The organism is Streptomyces sp. WAC 06738, from assembly GCF_003945505.1.
GTDB lineage: Bacteria > Actinomycetota > Actinomycetes > Streptomycetales > Streptomycetaceae > Streptomyces.
The window spans coordinates 4029727-4044522 of record NZ_CP029618.1 but is presented as its reverse complement, the minus strand read 5'-3'; the positions used below and the strand labels follow the sequence as shown (position 1 = coordinate 4044522).

Sequence of the window (14796 nt, the reverse complement as noted above, 5' to 3'; positions counted from 1 at the left end):
AGAAAGCTCTGCAGAGGAACCTGTGGATAAACTGCGGCCCATGACGGACGAGCGGCGCAAGGTCAGCAGCCCGGAAGCGCTCAAGGCGCTCGCGCACCCGCTGCGGCTGCGCATCCTGCGCCACCTCTCGGTGCACGGTCCGGCGACGTCGACGACGCTGGCGGCGGCGCTGAACGAGAACACCGGAACGCTCAGCTACCACCTGCGCATGCTGGAGCGCGGCGGCCTCATCGAGGACATCCCGGAACGGTCGGCGGGCCGCGAGCGCTGGTGGCGCGGCGTGCCGGGGCTGGACATCCGGCGCCCGCCGATGGACGACGTGACGGCGGGGGAGCGGGCGGTCATCGCGGAACTGGACCGGCTCCGCGGCGCGGAGGACCTGGAGCTGGCCCGGCGCTTCGCGGCGGGGCAGGGGGAGGAGGGCGGGGAGTCGGAAGAGGGGTGGCTGCGGGGGTCACGCGGGCTGAGCCACCTGACGAAGGAGCAGTTGGACGCCTTCCACGACGACTACCTGAAGCTCCTGGCCAAGTACCGCCACACCCCGGAAGACGCGGCCCCGGGCGCGCGCCCGGTCCACCTCCGCTGGTTCGGCATCCCGGCGGACTAGGCGGCGGGCTCCTCCTTTTCCTCCCCCTCGTCCAGCCCCGCCAGGATCAGCGGCAGCCGCCGCGCGCCCGACTCCGTGAGGCGGATCGGCACCCCCCAGTCCTGCTGGTGGACGTGGCACGCCGGGTACTCCACCGACGGGTCGTCGTCGCAGCTCGCCGCCATCGCCGAGACGTGCAGCACGCCCTCCCCCGGGCCGTCCGCCGACAGGGTCACCTCGCGGGTCAGGTCCGTGCCCGCGCCCTCGCCGGCCGCCAGCAGCGACGGCGGCGTGGCGCTCACCAGCAGGCGCGTGGCCGGGCCGTAGCGGGTGTCGAGTTTCTGGCCCGGCGGGGGGCGGAAGACGACCTCCAGCGACAGCGCACCCGGGGCCACGTCCGTCGCCGCGCGCCGCGTGCGGTGGGCGACCGGGGTCACGCGGACCGCCTCGTCCGGGAGCCGGAGGCGGGTCAGGCGGTGGCGCGCGGACTCGACGACCACGATCTCGTCGCCGTCCACCACCGCGTCCGACGGCTCCCGCAGGTCCGTCGCCAGCGTGGTCACGGTGCCGGTGGCCGGGTCGTAGCGGCGCAGGGCGTGGTTGTACGTGTCCGAGACCGCCACCGAGCCGTCCGGCAGCGCCGTGACGCCCAGCGGGTGCTGGAGCAGCGCCTCGCCGGCCGGGCCGTCGCGGTGGCCGAAGTCGAAGAGCCCGGTGCCGACCGCGGTGTGCACCCGGGCCCGCTGCCCGGGCTCCCCGCCCGGCTCCAGCCAGCGCAGCGCCGACGTCTCCGAGTCCGCGATCCACAGCCGGCCGTCCGTCGCCGCCAGCCCCGAAGGCTGCGCGAACCACGCCTCCTCGGCAGGCCCGTCGAGCAGTCCCTCGTTCGTCGTGCCGGCCGCCGCCCGCACCGTGTCCGTCTCCGGGTCGTACGTCCACAGTTGGTGGACCCCCGCCATCGCGATCCACAGCCGGCCGTCGAACCACGCCACGTCCCACGGCGACGACAGGTCGACCTCGCGCCCCGGCCCCGACGCGGGCGAGCCCTGCCACCACTGCCGCCCGGTCCCCGCCAGCGTCGTCACAGAGCCGGTGCCGAGGTCGAGGGCCCTGATCGCGTGGTTCACGGTGTCCGCCACCGCCACCGCGCCGGACGGCAGCAGCGCCAGCCCCTGCGGCTCGTTGAAGCGCGGCGCGGCTCCGTCCGCGTACCCCCGCTCCCCGCTGCCGATCGACCGCACCACCGTCTCGCCGTCCGGCTCCAGCTCCACCAGCCGGTGCCGCGTCGTGTCCGAGACGAGCAGGTTGCCCGACGGCAGCCGCAGCGCCTTCCCGGGGAAGCGCAGATGCGTCGCCACCGGCTCCGGCGCCCGGTACGGACCGTCGCCGCGCCGCAGCGTGCCCTTCGCCGCGTGCTCCGCCTCCAGCTCCGCGACCATCCGCTCGATGGCGTGCACGTGCCCCTCACCGGCGTGCTGCGCGACGACGTACCCCTCCGGGTCGATCACCACCAGCGTCGGCCACGCCCGCACCGCGTACTGCTTCCACGTCGCCAGCTCCGGGTCGTCCAGCACCGGGTGGTGCACCCCGTAGCGCTCGACCGCGTCCACGACCGCCGCGTGCTCCGCCTCGTGCACGAACTTCGGCGAGTGCACGCCGACGACGACCACCGTGTCCCGGTGCTTCTCCTCCAGCTCGCGCAGCTCGTCCAGGACGTGCAGGCAGTTGATGCAGCAGAACGTCCAGAAGTCCAGGATCACGACGCGGCCGCGCAGCGCGGCGAGGCTCAGCTCCACCCCGCCGGTGTTCAGCCAGCCGCCGCTGCCGGCAAGCTCGGGAGCCCGCACCCGGGCACGTTTCGCCATGAGCAGAGCCAACCACACCGCTGACGCGCCCATTCCCCACCGGCCACGCCAGCCCCGCCGGCCCCGGCGCTACGGCCGTCCCAGCACCCGGTCCCGCAGCGCGGGGAACTCCTCCCGCGTCCGCGCCACCCGCGCCGGATCCAGCTCCGCCCGCAGGACTTCCTCCCCCTCGCCCGCCTCGGCCAGGATCTCGCCCCACGGGTCCACGATCATGCTGTGCCCCGCCTGCGCCACCCCGCCCGTCGTCCCCGCCGTGCCGCAGGCCAGGACGAACGCCTGGTTCTCCACCGCCCGCGCCTGCGCCAGCAGCCGCCAGTGCGCGCGGCGCCGCGCCGGCCAGCCCGCCGGGACGACGAAGGTCTGCGCGCCCTTGTCGGTCAGGGCCCGGAACAGCTCGGGGAAGCGCAGGTCGTAGCAGGTGGCGAGGCCCACGACGGTGCCGGGGAGGTCCGCGGTGACGACCTCGCCGCCCGCGCCCATGAGGACGGCCTCGCCGCGGTCGAAGCCGAAGCGGTGGATCTTGCGGTACGTGCGCGCCGGCGCGCCGTCGGGAGCGTAGAGGAGGCTCGTGTTGAAGAGCGTGCCCGCCGCGTCCCGCTCCACGATCGAGCCCGCGTGCAGCCACACGCCCGCGTCCCTGGCCGCCGCCGCCATCGCCGCCGCCGTGGGCCCGTCGAGGGTCTCCGCCGCGGCATCGAAGTCGTCGAAAGCGAACGCGCCCACGTGCCACAGCTCCGGCAGCACCACGAGCCCGGAGCCCTCTTCGGCACGGACGAGCGCCGCCGCACGGGCCCGCCGGCTTTCCACGGTTTCATCCGGATCCACCCGGAACTGGATCAGAGAAGCGCGCACCTTACCACCACCTCGAAGCCCAAGTCGTGTGCGTCACCGCATAATCGTCACCCGAAAGCACTGCCGGGGCACCCGTGCGCAGCGTAACTTAGGGCCTGCCGTGCATCTCGCGAACGATCCCGTAAGGGGTAGTGTGACCGTCCACTCCAGCCTCCAGCCGTCCATCGATGCCTGGGCCCACTCGGCCGAGGCCATTTCCGAACTCGTGGCACCGCTCTCCGAGGGGGAGTGGAGCGGTCGAAGCGGACTGCCGGGGTGGTCCGTACGGGATGTCGTCTCCCACGTCATCGGCGCCGAGTGCGAGGCGCTGGGCGACCCCCGGCCGATCCACAACCTGCCGGCCGACCTCATGCACATCACCAGCGAGAAGGCGCGCTACGTCGAGGTGCAGGTCGACACGCGCCGCCACCACACCGCGCCGGAGATGACCGCCGACCTCGAGTACACGCTCATCCGCCGCCGGCGCCAGCTCCGCGACGAGAAGCGCGCCCCGGAGGCCAAGGTGCGCGGCGCGTTCGGCAGCGAGATGACGCTCGCGGAGCTGACGCACTACCGCGCCTTCGACATATGGGTGCACGAGCAGGACATCCGCCGCGCGCTGGGCAAGCCGGGGAACATCGACTCGCCGGGCGCGCACCTCGTGCGCGACGAGCTGCTGGCGCGGCTGCCGAAGGTGGTGGCCGAGGACGCGGCGGCGCGGCCGGGGTCGATCGTGGTCGTGGACGTGACGGGCCCGGTGGAGTTCATGCGGACGGTCCGGGTCGGGGAGGACGGCCACGGCTCCATCGACGGCAGCGTCTCGCTCGGGCCGACGGTGACGCTGACGACGGACTGGGAGACGTACCTGTGGCTGGCCACGGGCCGGCTGCGGGCGGCCGCGGCGGCGGACCGGGTGAAGGTGGAGGGCGACGCGCACCTGGCGGAGACGGTCCTGCGGCACTTCTCGGTGACGGACTGAGGGCGGGGACGAGGGCCTGACGGCCGGCACGGCGCCCGGCCCGCGGCCGTACGGCACCTGACGGTCCGTACGACACCTGACGGTCCGTACGACACCTGCGGCATCGCCCGTACGGGCCGGGGCGGGCGCGCCTCCTCACCCGTAAGGGGGCAGCCCTCATCCGACCGGCACAGCCCGGCGGGCGCCCCGCGCCCGGCCGCCCCAGGCTGATCATGTGAGCATCAGCCAGGAACAGCTTCTCCGTTGCAGCGTCGCCGTCGACGTCGGGGCCACCCGCACCCGCGTCTACCTCAGGGGCATCGGCCTCGTCGTGGACGAGCCGAGTGCCGTCGCCCTCAACTCCCACACCGGCGCCCTGGTGGCCGTCGGCGGGCAGGCCGAGGCGATGACCGGCCGTACCCCCGACCACATCCAGGTCGTCCGGCCCGTGGGGCCGAACGGCATCACCGACATCGAGATGGCCCAGCGCATGCTCCGCCACCTCATCCACGCCAAGGTCCGCAGATCCTGGCGCTTCCACCCCTCGCTACGGGCCGCGGCGTGCACCCCGCACGACGCCGAGCCGCTGACGCAGCGGGCGATGATCGACACGCTGGCGGGGCTGGGCGCCAAGCGGGTCATCCTCGTCGACACCCTCATCGCCACGGCGGTGGGCTGCGGGCTGCCGGTGCCGGCGGCGGAGGGCACGCTGATCGTGGTGTGCGGTGCGGCGATGACGCAGATCGCCGTGCTGTCGCTGGGCAACGTGGTCGCCGCCGAGAAGGTGCCGGTGGGCGGGCAGGCGGTGGACCGGGCGCTGGTGGAGCATCTGCGCATCAACCACGAGGTGATGCTGCGCAGCCACACCGTCAGCCAGGTGCACCGCGACCTCTCGCTCGCCGGGGCGCAGGGCGCGGCGACGCTGGAGGTGCTCGGCCGCGACGTGGTCTCGGGACGCCCGCGTACGGTCCAGGTCGACCCGGCGGCGGTGGGGCAGGCGGCGGGGGTGCCGATGCTGGCGGTGCTGGACGGGATCCGCTCGGTGCTGCGCCGCTGCCCGCCGGACCTGGTGGCGGACATCGGGGACCGGGGGATCGTGCTGGCGGGCGAGAGCGCGACGATGCCGGGCCTGGAGACGATGCTGCGTACGTCGGTGGGGCTGCCCGTGCGCATCGCGGAACGCCCGGACGTGGCGGCGGTGGTGGGCCTCGGCTCCATGATCGAGAACGGCGCGCCGCCGGAGACCATCCCCGACGCGACCTCGGGCCCCGCGGGCTTCCACGAGCCCACCCCGGCGGCCAACCCGGCCCCGCAGCCGAACCAGACCCCCGAGGTGGCCACGGAGGTGGCGACGGACTGACACCGCAGACTCCGGGTTCGGTGTTGCGGGGTCAGTGGCGGCATGGGCGTCGCGACCCACAGGTTTCGGGCATTGCTCTTTCCGGCGCACGCATCGCCGCGGCGGTCAGGTGGCCGCCGGCCGGCCCGCCAGCGCCTGGGCGGCCATGAAGGAGCGGGCACCCATGGCCATGGCGGGCTGGTGTTCCTGGATCAGGCGGACGCGGTGTACGGATTCCTTGTACGCGGGGTCGATACGAAGACCGCGCGCCGTGCCGCGGGCGCGCCTCAGGCGGGGACGTGGACGGCCGAGACGCGGCTCGCCACCAGGCGTTCGCGTTCGCGGCGGTGGGCTCGGCGGCGCAGGCGCAGGATCTGGGTGATGCCCAGGATCTGCAGGACGAAGATGCTCGCGAAGGCGATGCCGTAGCGGTCGCCCGTCGCGTCCAGCAGCAGGCCCACCGCCAGCAGCGTGGTGATCGACGCCGTGAAGCCGCCCATGTTGACGATGCCGGACGCCGTGCCCAGCCGCTCCGGCGGGTTCGCCGGGCGGGCGAAGTCGAAACCGATCATCGACGCGGGCCCGCACGCGCCCAGCACGCAGCAGAGCACCACCAGCAGCCAGCCCGGCGCGTGCGCCCCCGGCCAGCTCAGTACCGTGCCCCACACCAGCGCCGTCGCCGCCACCGTGCCCAGCGCGAGCGGCAGCCGGGCCGCGTGGTGCCGGGCGACGAGCTGGCCGTAGACGAGGCCGACCGCCATGTTGGAGAGCACCAGCAGCGTCAGCAGTTGGCCGGCCTCGGCGCGGCTCGCGCCCTGGGCCTCGACGAGGAACGGCAGCCCCCACAGCAGCAGGAAGACCATCGCCGGGAACTGGGTGGTGAAGTGCACCCAGAAGCCCAGCCGGGTGCCCGGCTCGCGCCAGGCGCCGGTTATCTGCGCCCTGATGCCGCGGCCGTGGTGGTCCTCCGGGGGCGGGGGCACGTAGTCGCGGGGCTGGTCGCGGAGGAAGAGGAGGACGAGGACGAGCATGACCGCGCCGGCCACCGCGCTGCCCGCGAAGGTCGGGGTCCAGCCGAACTCCTGGAGCATGCGGGAGAGTACGAGCGTCGAGACCAGGTTGCCCGCCATCCCGACGAGCCCCGCGAGCTGCGCTATCAGCGGCCCGCGGCGGGCCGGGAACCAGCGCGCGCCCAGCCGCAGGATGCTGATGAACGTCATCGCGTCGCCGCAGCCGAGCAGCGCGCGGGAGGCGAGTGCGGTGCCGTACGTGCCGGAGAGCGCGAAGCCGAACTGCCCCGCCGTGTAGAGCACGATGCCCATCGCCAGCACCCGGCGCGTGCCGAGCCGGTCGACGAGCAGGCCGACGGGGATCTGCATCCCGGCGTAGACGAGGAGCTGGAGTATGGAGAAGCCCGACAGGGCGGAGGCGCCCACGTCGAAGCGCTCGGCGGCGTCGATGCCGGCGACGCCCAGGCTCGTACGGTACGTGACGGCGACGAAGTAGACGGCGACGCCGAGGCTCCACATGGCGGCGGCCGTCAGGCCGCCGGGCGGGTCGCCGGGCAGACCGCGGCCGCCCCCCGCGCGCACGGCGGTCACCGCAGGTCCCCGCGGAGCAGGTCCCGTACGGAGGCGACGTGGCCGTGCACCGCGGCGGCGGCGGTGTCGGCGCTGCCGCTGCGCAGCGCCTGGAGGATCTCGGCGTGCTCGGCGAGGGAACGGCGCATGCGGTCGGGCTGGGCGTTCATGAGCGCGACGCCCATGCGGAGCTGGCGGTCGCGGAGTTGGTCGTAGAGGCGGACGAGGATGGCGTTGCCCGCGTTGCGGACGATCTCGGCGTGGAAGCAGCGGTCGGTGACGGACGCGGCGGCGCGGTCGTCGGCCTCGACGTGCCGGCGCTGCTCCTCCAGCAGCTCTTCGAGCCGGGTGAGCAGCGCGGCGGGCGCGGGCACGGACCGGCGGGCGGCGTGCTCCTCGACGAGCATCCGGGTCTCGACGACGTCGGCGATCTCCTGTGCGGAGACGGGCAGGACGAACGCGCCCTTCTTCGGGTACAGCTCCAGCAGCCCCTCGGCCTGCAGCCGCAGCAGCGCCTCGCGCACGGGCGTGCGGGAGACGCCGACGGCGTCGGCAAGCTCGCCCTCGGTGAGCATCGTGCCGCCCTCGTAACGCCGTTCCAGCACGCCTTGTTTGACGTGGGCGTAGACGCGGTCGGCGGCGGGCGCGGGCTTGGCGGGGGCGGCGGGGCTCGGCGGCATGCGCACAGCATAGATACAACACGTATGCGTACGCCGTCGCCGTCCGCGATGCGGACAGGAGTTCACGGGTACGTACGCACGCGCACGCCCCCGGCGCCCGTGGGAACGGGGACCGGGGGCGTGCGCCGTGCCGGGGGTCAGCCCCAGGTGAGCAGCCGCTTCGGCCGCTCCAGGACCGCCGCGACGTCCGCGAGCACCTTCGAGCCCAACTCCCCGTCGACCAGCCGGTGGTCGAACGAGAGCGCGAGGGTCGTCACGTGCCGCGGCTTGACCTTGCCCTTGTGCACCCACGGCTGCTGCTTGATCGCGCCGAAGGCGAGGATCGCCGGCTCGCCGGGGTTGAGGATCGGCGTGCCGGTGTCGATGCCGAAGACGCCGACGTTGGTGATGGTCACCGAGCCGTTCTGCATCGCCTCCGGCGTCGTCCTGCCCTCGCGGGCGGTGGCCACCAGCCCGGCCAGCTCGGTGGCCAGCTCGGGGAGCGATCTGGCGTGCGCGTCCTTGATGTTCGGCACGATCAGGCCGCGGGGGGTGGCCGCGGCGATACCGAGGTTCACGTAGTGCCTGCGGACGATCTCCTGACGCTCCTCGTCCCAGGCGGAGTTCACCTCGGGGTTGCGCCGGATGGCCAGCAGCAGGGCCTTGGCGACGATCAGCAGCGGGTTGATCCGCAGCCCGGCGAGATCGGGGTCCTCCTTCAGCTCCCGGACGAGCTTCATCGTGCGGGTGACGTCGACGTTGACGAACTCCGTGACGTGCGGCGCGGTGAAGGCGCTCGCGACCATCGCCTGGGCGGTGGCCTTGCGGACGCCCTTGATGGGGATCCGGGTCTCGCGGGCGGTGGTCCCCGGTTCCGCGGCGGGGGCCGGGTGGGCGGCGGGCTCGGCGGCCGGTACGGGCCGCGCGGGCGCGGCCTGCGCCGGTGCCGCGGCGGCGTGGACGTCGTCGCGGGTGATGACGCCGCCGTCACCGGTGGGGACGACGGCGGCGAGGTCGACGCCGAGGTCCTTGGCGAGCTTGCGCACGGGCGGCTTGGCGAGCACGCGACCGCCCGCGGCGGGCGCGTCGGGTGCCGCGGCGGCGGGCGCGGCCGGCTCCGCGGTGGAGACGTCTGCTCCCGGCATGTCCGTGATGCCGCCCGCGGCGGTGGCGCCGTGGCCGGCCGCGGGGGCAGCCGTGCCGGTGCCGGCCTGCGGCGGCGGTGCCGCCCGGCCGTTCAACTCGCCCTGGATCGACGCCGATGCCTCGGCACCGGGCTGCGGCTTGCGCGGCCGGCGCTTCGTCGAGCCCTGCGCCACGCCGTAGCCGACGAGCACCGGCTCCCGCTTGGGGGCGCCGCCGGCCGCCGCGGCGTCACCGCCGTCCGGCGCGGCGGCGGCGTCGGACGCCGCCTCCGTCCCGCCGGCGGGCTCCCCGGCTTCCGGGGCCGCCCCGGGTTCCGTGTCGACGGCGATGATCGGCGTACCGACGTCGACCGTGTCGCCCTCGGCGAAGCGGATCTCCTGCACCACCCCGTCGTACGGGATCGGCAGCTCGACGGCCGCCTTCGCCGTCTCCACCTCGCACACCACCATGCCGTCGTGCACGGCGTCGCCAGGCTGGACGTACCACTTGAGGATCTCCGCCTCGGTCAGGCCCTCGCCCACGTCGGGCAGCCTGAACTCGCGGAGGCGCGCGGTGTTGCTCATGGTCACGGACACGCTCCCTGTTCAGTACGCAAGCGCGCGGTCGACGGCATCGAGCACCCGGTCCAGGTTGGGGAGGTACTCCTCCTCCAGCCTCGCCGGCGGGTACGGCGCGTGGAAGCCGCCGACGCGCAGCACCGGGGCCTCCAGATGGTAGAAGCACCGCTCCGTGATGCGTGCGGCGATCTCCCCGCCGGACCCGTAGAACACCGGGGCCTCGTGCACGACGACCAGCCTGCCGGTCTTCTCCACCGAGCGCTGCAGGGTGTCGAAGTCGATCGGCGACATCGACCGCAGGTCCACGACCTCCAGCGACGTGCCCTCCTCCGCGGCCGCGGAGGCGACCTCCAGACACGTCTTCACCATCGGCCCGTACGCGGCGAGCGTGAGGTCCGTGCCCTCCCGGGCGACCCGCGCCTCGTGCAGCGGGCCGGGGATCGCGGAGGTGTTGACCTCGCCCTTGTCCCAGTAGCGCCGCTTGGGCTCGAAGAAGATCACCGGGTCGTCGCTGTGGATGGCCTGCTGGAGCATCCAGTACGCGTCCGCCGGCGTCGAGGGCGAGACGCACTTCAGCCCCGCCACGTGCGCGAACAGCGCCTCCGGCGACTCGCTGTGGTGCTCGACCGCGCCGATGCCGCCGCCGTAGGGGATCCGGATGACGACCGGCAGCTTGACCCTGCCCAGCGCCCGCGCGTGCATCTTCGCGAGCTGCGTGACGATCTGGTCGTACGCGGGGAAGACGAACCCGTCGAACTGGATCTCCACCACCGGCCGGTAACCCCGCAGCGCCAGCCCGATCGCGGTGCCGACGATGCCGGACTCGGCCAGCGGCGAGTCGATGACCCGGTCCTCGCCGAAGTCCTTCTGCAGCCCGTCGGTGACGCGGAAGACGCCGCCGAGCTTGCCGACGTCCTCGCCGATGACGAGCACCTTGGCGTCGTCCTCCATGGCCGTGCGCAGCGACGCGTTGATCGCCTTGGCCAGCGCCATCTTCTCGACCGCCATGGTCAGTGCCCCTTCCCGGCGGCGGCGCCCGCCTCGTCCGCGAAGGACGCCTGGTACGCCGCGTACTGCGTCCGCTCCTCGTCGACGAGCGCGTGCCCGTCGGCGTAGATGTTCTCGAACATGGCCATCGGGTCCGGGTCGGCCATGGTCCTGATGGCCTCGCGCACCCGCTTGGCCAGCGCGTCGCTCTCCTCGTCGAGCCCGGCGAAGAACGCCGCGTCGGCGAGGCCCTCCCGCTCCAGCAGGGTGCGCAGCCGCAGGATCGGGTCCTTGGCCTCCCAGGCGGCGCGCTCGTCGTCGCGGCGGTAGCGGGTGGGGTCGTCGGACGTGGTGTGGGCGCCCATGCGGTACGTGTACGCCTCGATCAGCATCGGGCCCTGGCCGGAGCGGGCGTGCTCCAGCGCCTTGCGGGTGACGGCGAGGACGGCGAGCACGTCGTTGCCGTCGACGCGGACGCCGGGGAAGCCGTAGCCGGCGGCGCGGCGGTAGAGCGGGACGCGGCTCTGGCGCTCGGTGGGCTCGGAGATGGCCCACTGGTTGTTCTGGCAGAAGAAGACGACCGGGGCGTTGTAGACGGCGGCGAAGGTGAACGACTCGGCGACGTCGCCCTGGCTGGAGGCGCCGTCGCCGAAGTACGCCACGACGGCGGAGTCGGCGCCGTCCTTGGCGACGCCCATGGCGTAGCCGGTGGCGTGGAGCGTCTGGGAGCCGATGACGATCGTGTAGAGCTGGAAGTTGTTGCTGTTCGGGTCCCAGCCGCCGTTGTTCACGCCGCGGAACATGCCGAGCAGCAGCGTCGGGTCCACGCCGCGGCACCAGGCGACGCCGTGCTCGCGGTAGGTGGGGAAGACGTAGTCGTCCTCGTGGGTCGCCCGGCCCGAGCCGACCTGTGCGGCCTCCTGGCCGAGCAGCGAGGGCCACAGGCCCAGCTCGCCCTGGCGCTGGAGGGTGACGGCCTCGGCGTCGAAGCGGCGGGTGAGGACCATGTCGCGGTAGAGGCCGCGCAGCTCTTCCGGGCTCGGGTCGACCGCGTACTCGGGGTGCTCGATGCGCTCGCCCTCGGGGGTGAGGAGCTGGACCAGCTCGGGGACGTCGGCGGCGCCGTCGCCGTGCGGCAGGGCGCCGGCGGATGCGGTCGCCTTCCCGGCGGCCTTCGCCTTCTTCGCCGCCGGGGCGGTCCCGGCCTTCTTCGCGGGCCCGGCGGCCCCGGCCGCCTTCTTCGCGGGGGCCGTCTTCTTGGCCGCGGTCTTCTTGGCGGCGGCCTTCTTGGCGGCGGCCTTCTTCGCGGGCGGCTTGGCGTTCGCCGTCGCCTTCCCGGTCGGCGTCTTCCTGGCCGCTGCCTTCTTCGCGGGCGCCGCGGGCGTCCCGGGCGCTGCCGTCGCGGCGGCGCTCCCGCCGTCGCTCCCGCTGGTGCGCTTGCTGCTGCGGCGCGGGTCGCGCGCGGCAGTGCTCTCGGTCACGGTCTCTCCTGACGTCTCTCCGGCCCCCGGGATCGCCGGTGGCCTTCGGTCCCCCGCGGCAGCGGAGGGCGGCTCACCCGATTCCCATACGTGCACGGGGTGGGTGCACCGATGGGGACGGGGGTGACAGGCGCCCGGCATTCCTTCCCACTGGCAGGCACGTTACACAGTGGTCCGCTGCTTCGCGAAGCGGTCCTGACCTGCGGTTTTGCTTTGATTTCCTAGTAACGCAGGAGCCGGCTCGCCTCGTCGGCATCAGGTCCACTGGTCACAGCCTCGCAGGCTGCCGGGACACTGGCACGTTATCCCGGCGGCCCTGAGCGCGGGAAGACCCGGTATGTGAGACTGGGACAGTGGGCATAGACGGAAAAATCACCGTATTCCTACTCGATGACCACGAAGTGGTCCGTCGGGGGGTACACGAGATGCTTCAGGCCGAGCCGGACATCGAGGTCGTCGGCGAGGCCGGCACCGCTGCCGACGCGCTGGTCCGCATCCCCGCGGTCCGGCCCGACGTGGCCGTGCTCGACGTGCGGCTGCCCGACGGCAGCGGCGTCGAGGTCTGCCGCGAGATCCGCTCCCGGGACGAGAGCATCAAGTGCCTCATGCTCACCTCGTTCGCCGACGACGAGGCTCTCTTCGACGCGATCATGGCGGGCGCGTCCGGGTACGTGCTGAAGGCCATCCGCGGCAACGAGCTGCTCACCGCCGTACGGGACGTGGCCGCCGGCAAGTCGCTGCTCGACCCGGTGGCGACGGCGCGGGTGCTGGAGCGGCTGCGCGCCGGCGGGCGCGGCCGGGAGGACGAGCGGCTGGCCGGGCTCACGGACCAGGAGCGCCGGATCCTCGACCTGATCGGCGAGGGGCTGACGAACCGGGCCATCGGCGAGCGGCTGCACCTGGCCGAGAAGACGATCAAGAACTACGTCTCCAGCCTGCTGTCGAAGCTGAACATGGAGCGCAGGTCGCAGGCGGCGGCGTACGTCGCCCGCCGCCAGGCGGAACAGGGCGGCAGCGGCGACCGGGAGAGGCTCCGGGAGGAGTAGGGCCGGGGTGGGAAACCCCGGCCGGGGCCGGGAGGGGCGGCTGCCCCCCCCTCAGCCTTCGGTGCTCAGCCTTCGGTGCCGGCGGCGCCGCCGTTGGCCTGGCCCCCGTCGACGACCTCGCCGCCGATCTCGCCGCCCTCGACCTCGCCCGTCGTCTCCCCGGTGGTCTCACCCGTGGTCTCGCCGGTCGTCTCCCCGGTGGTCTCGCCCGTCGTGCTGCCGCCGCTCTCGGTCGTACCGCCGCTGCCCTCGCTCGTGCTGCCGCCGACGTCGTCGGTCGGCTCGCTGGGCGATCCCGTGGGGCTGCCGGTGCCGGTCGGGCTGTCCGTCGGCGAGGTGGTGGGCGGAGGCTCGGAGGTCTCCTCCCACGTCGGCTCGTCGTCGTGGTACGTCGGCTCTTCCTCCGTGGGCGAGGGCGAGTCCTCCTCCTTCTCCTTGTCCTTCGTCGGACTCTGCTCCTGCTTCGTCGGCGTCGGCGGCGCCTGCTTCTTGTTCTCGTCGTCCCCGCCGCTCAGCGCGAAGGCCACGCCCAGCACTATGGCGACCACCGCCAGCGCCGCGATCGCCCACATCCTGCCGCGCCCGCGGCCCGCCCGGCGCGGGCCGGGGTCGAAGCCGCCGTCGTCCGGGCCGCTGGGCCGCAGCATCCGCGGCGGGGTGTCGCCGCCCGCGGAGGCGAGCGCCGCGGTAGCCGCGGTGGCCCCGACGGCCGGGGTGCCCATCGGCGGCGTACCGCCGACGGCGACGGCGCCGGTGTCCCACGTGCCGGTGTGCGGGCCGACGTCGCGCAGCATGCGCAGCGCGTACTGCAGCAGGCCGAGCATCTCGTCGGCGGTCTGGAAGCGGTCCTCGGGCTCCTTGGCCAGCGCCCGCATCACCAGGCCGTCCAGCTCCGGCGGCGCGTCCTCGCTGATCTGGGACGGCGGCACGGCGTTGTCCTGCGCGTGCTGGTAGACCACGGCCAGGGGGGTCTCGCCGATGAACGGCGGGCGGCCGGTCAGCAGCTCGTACAGCAGGCAGCCGACCGCGTAGAGGTCGGAGCGGGTGTCGACGGCCCGGCCGAGCGCCTGCTCCGGGGAGAGGTACTGCGGCGTGCCCATGACCATGCCGGTCTGCGTCATGGTGGAGGCCGCGCCGTGCAGCGCGCGGGCGATGCCGAAGTCCATCACCTTCACCGCGCCGGTGGTGGTGATGATGACGTTCGCCGGCTTGATGTCGCGGTGGACGATGCTGTGCTGGTGGCTGTACGCCAGCGCCTCCAGCACGCCCGAGATGATCAGCAGCGCCTGGTCGGGCGGCGGGATCTCGGCGCCGGTGAGCAGCTCCTTGATCGTCCGGCCCTCGACCAGCTCCATGACGATGTACGGCACGGTGCTGCCGGCGACCTGGTCCTCCCCCGAGTCGTACACCGCGACGACCGCGTGGTGGTTCAGGCCCGCGACCGACTGCGCCTCGCGCGTGAAGCGGGCCTTGGACACCGGGTCCTCGGCCAGGTCGCTGCGGAGCAGCTTGACCGCGACCTCGCGGCCCAGGCGCACGTCCTCCGCGGCGAAGACCTCGGCCATGCCGCCGCGGCCGAGGCGGCGGGTCAGCCGGTAGCGCCCGTCCCCGACGAGCCCGCCGACCCCCCAGTTCTCGGGAGAATCAGCCATACCGCCGCGGCCCGGCCCGTTCGCCGACGGCTCCTCGGGGGGCTCCGTCTGTGACATCAGTTCCTCGCGGTGGTTTGGTCTCGTCGTCGTCTCGTCGTGGTTCCGTCGT

The 14796-nt window shown here is 73.7% G+C and carries 12 protein-coding genes; 4 read left to right on the top strand and 8 right to left on the bottom strand.

Annotated elements, in window-relative coordinates; all coding sequences use genetic code 11:
• Window positions 1-40 precede the first annotated feature (40 nt).
• Window positions 41-607, top strand: coding sequence for a helix-turn-helix domain-containing protein (locus tag DMB38_RS17480; RefSeq protein WP_125935967.1), 567 nt, complete (start codon window positions 41-43; stop codon window positions 605-607).
• Here the strand turns inward: DMB38_RS17480 and DMB38_RS17475 are convergent.
• Window positions 604-2451, bottom strand: coding sequence for an NHL domain-containing thioredoxin family protein (locus DMB38_RS17475; protein WP_125935966.1), 1848 nt, complete (start codon window positions 2449-2451; stop codon window positions 604-606). The two genes, DMB38_RS17480 and DMB38_RS17475, sit on opposite strands and share 4 nt — an antisense overlap.
• A gap of 69 nt (window positions 2452-2520) precedes the next feature.
• Complete coding sequence (locus DMB38_RS17470; protein WP_164716032.1) at window positions 2521-3303, bottom strand: nitrilase-related carbon-nitrogen hydrolase; 783 nt, start codon at window positions 3301-3303, stop codon at window positions 2521-2523.
• A 133-nt stretch (window positions 3304-3436) separates the two neighbouring features.
• Between DMB38_RS17470 and DMB38_RS17465 the strand changes: the two genes are divergently transcribed.
• A complete protein-coding gene (locus tag DMB38_RS17465; protein WP_125935965.1) occupies window positions 3437-4261 on the top strand; it encodes a maleylpyruvate isomerase family mycothiol-dependent enzyme in 825 nt (274 codons plus the stop codon).
• Window positions 4262-4475: 214 nt separating this feature from the next.
• Window positions 4476-5600, top strand: a complete 1125-nt coding sequence (locus tag DMB38_RS17460; RefSeq protein WP_125935964.1) for a rod shape-determining protein — start codon at window positions 4476-4478, stop codon at window positions 5598-5600.
• Between the two features lie 266 nt (window positions 5601-5866).
• Here the strand turns inward: DMB38_RS17460 and DMB38_RS17455 are convergent, their stop codons facing one another.
• The 5 genes from DMB38_RS17455 to pdhA all read right to left on the bottom strand — a co-directional run bounded on the left by DMB38_RS17455 (window position 5867) and on the right by pdhA (window position 11989).
• Window positions 5867-7180 (bottom strand): MFS transporter, encoded by a 1314-nt coding sequence (locus tag DMB38_RS17455; protein ID WP_125935963.1) that lies wholly within the window; start codon window positions 7178-7180, stop codon window positions 5867-5869.
• Window positions 7177-7839 (bottom strand): GntR family transcriptional regulator, encoded by a 663-nt coding sequence (locus DMB38_RS17450; protein ID WP_047016854.1) that lies wholly within the window; start codon window positions 7837-7839, stop codon window positions 7177-7179. The genes DMB38_RS17455 and DMB38_RS17450 overlap by 4 nt, the downstream gene beginning before the upstream one ends.
• 137 nt (window positions 7840-7976) lie before the next feature.
• Window positions 7977-9527, bottom strand: a complete 1551-nt coding sequence (locus DMB38_RS17445) for a dihydrolipoamide acetyltransferase family protein (protein ID WP_125939097.1) — start codon at window positions 9525-9527, stop codon at window positions 7977-7979.
• A gap of 21 nt (window positions 9528-9548) precedes the next feature.
• Window positions 9549-10529 carry an alpha-ketoacid dehydrogenase subunit beta gene (locus tag DMB38_RS17440; protein ID WP_047016853.1) on the bottom strand — a complete coding sequence of 327 codons (981 nt, stop codon included), beginning with the start codon at window positions 10527-10529 and terminating at the stop codon, window positions 9549-9551.
• 2 nt (window positions 10530-10531) lie between these two features.
• Complete coding sequence (pdhA, locus tag DMB38_RS17435; RefSeq protein WP_125935962.1) at window positions 10532-11989, bottom strand: pyruvate dehydrogenase (acetyl-transferring) E1 component subunit alpha; 1458 nt, start codon at window positions 11987-11989, stop codon at window positions 10532-10534.
• Between the two features lie 353 nt (window positions 11990-12342).
• Between pdhA and DMB38_RS17430 the strand changes: the two genes are divergently transcribed.
• The gene (locus tag DMB38_RS17430) at window positions 12343-13035 is read left to right on the top strand and encodes a response regulator transcription factor (RefSeq protein WP_125935961.1); all 693 of its coding nucleotides are present in this window, start codon (window positions 12343-12345) and stop codon (window positions 13033-13035) included.
• 65 nt (window positions 13036-13100) lie between these two features.
• Here the strand turns inward: DMB38_RS17430 and DMB38_RS17425 are convergent, their stop codons facing one another.
• Window positions 13101-14744 (bottom strand): protein kinase, encoded by a 1644-nt coding sequence (locus tag DMB38_RS17425; RefSeq protein ID WP_047016850.1) that lies wholly within the window; start codon window positions 14742-14744, stop codon window positions 13101-13103.
• Between the last annotated feature and the right edge of the window lie 52 nt (window positions 14745-14796).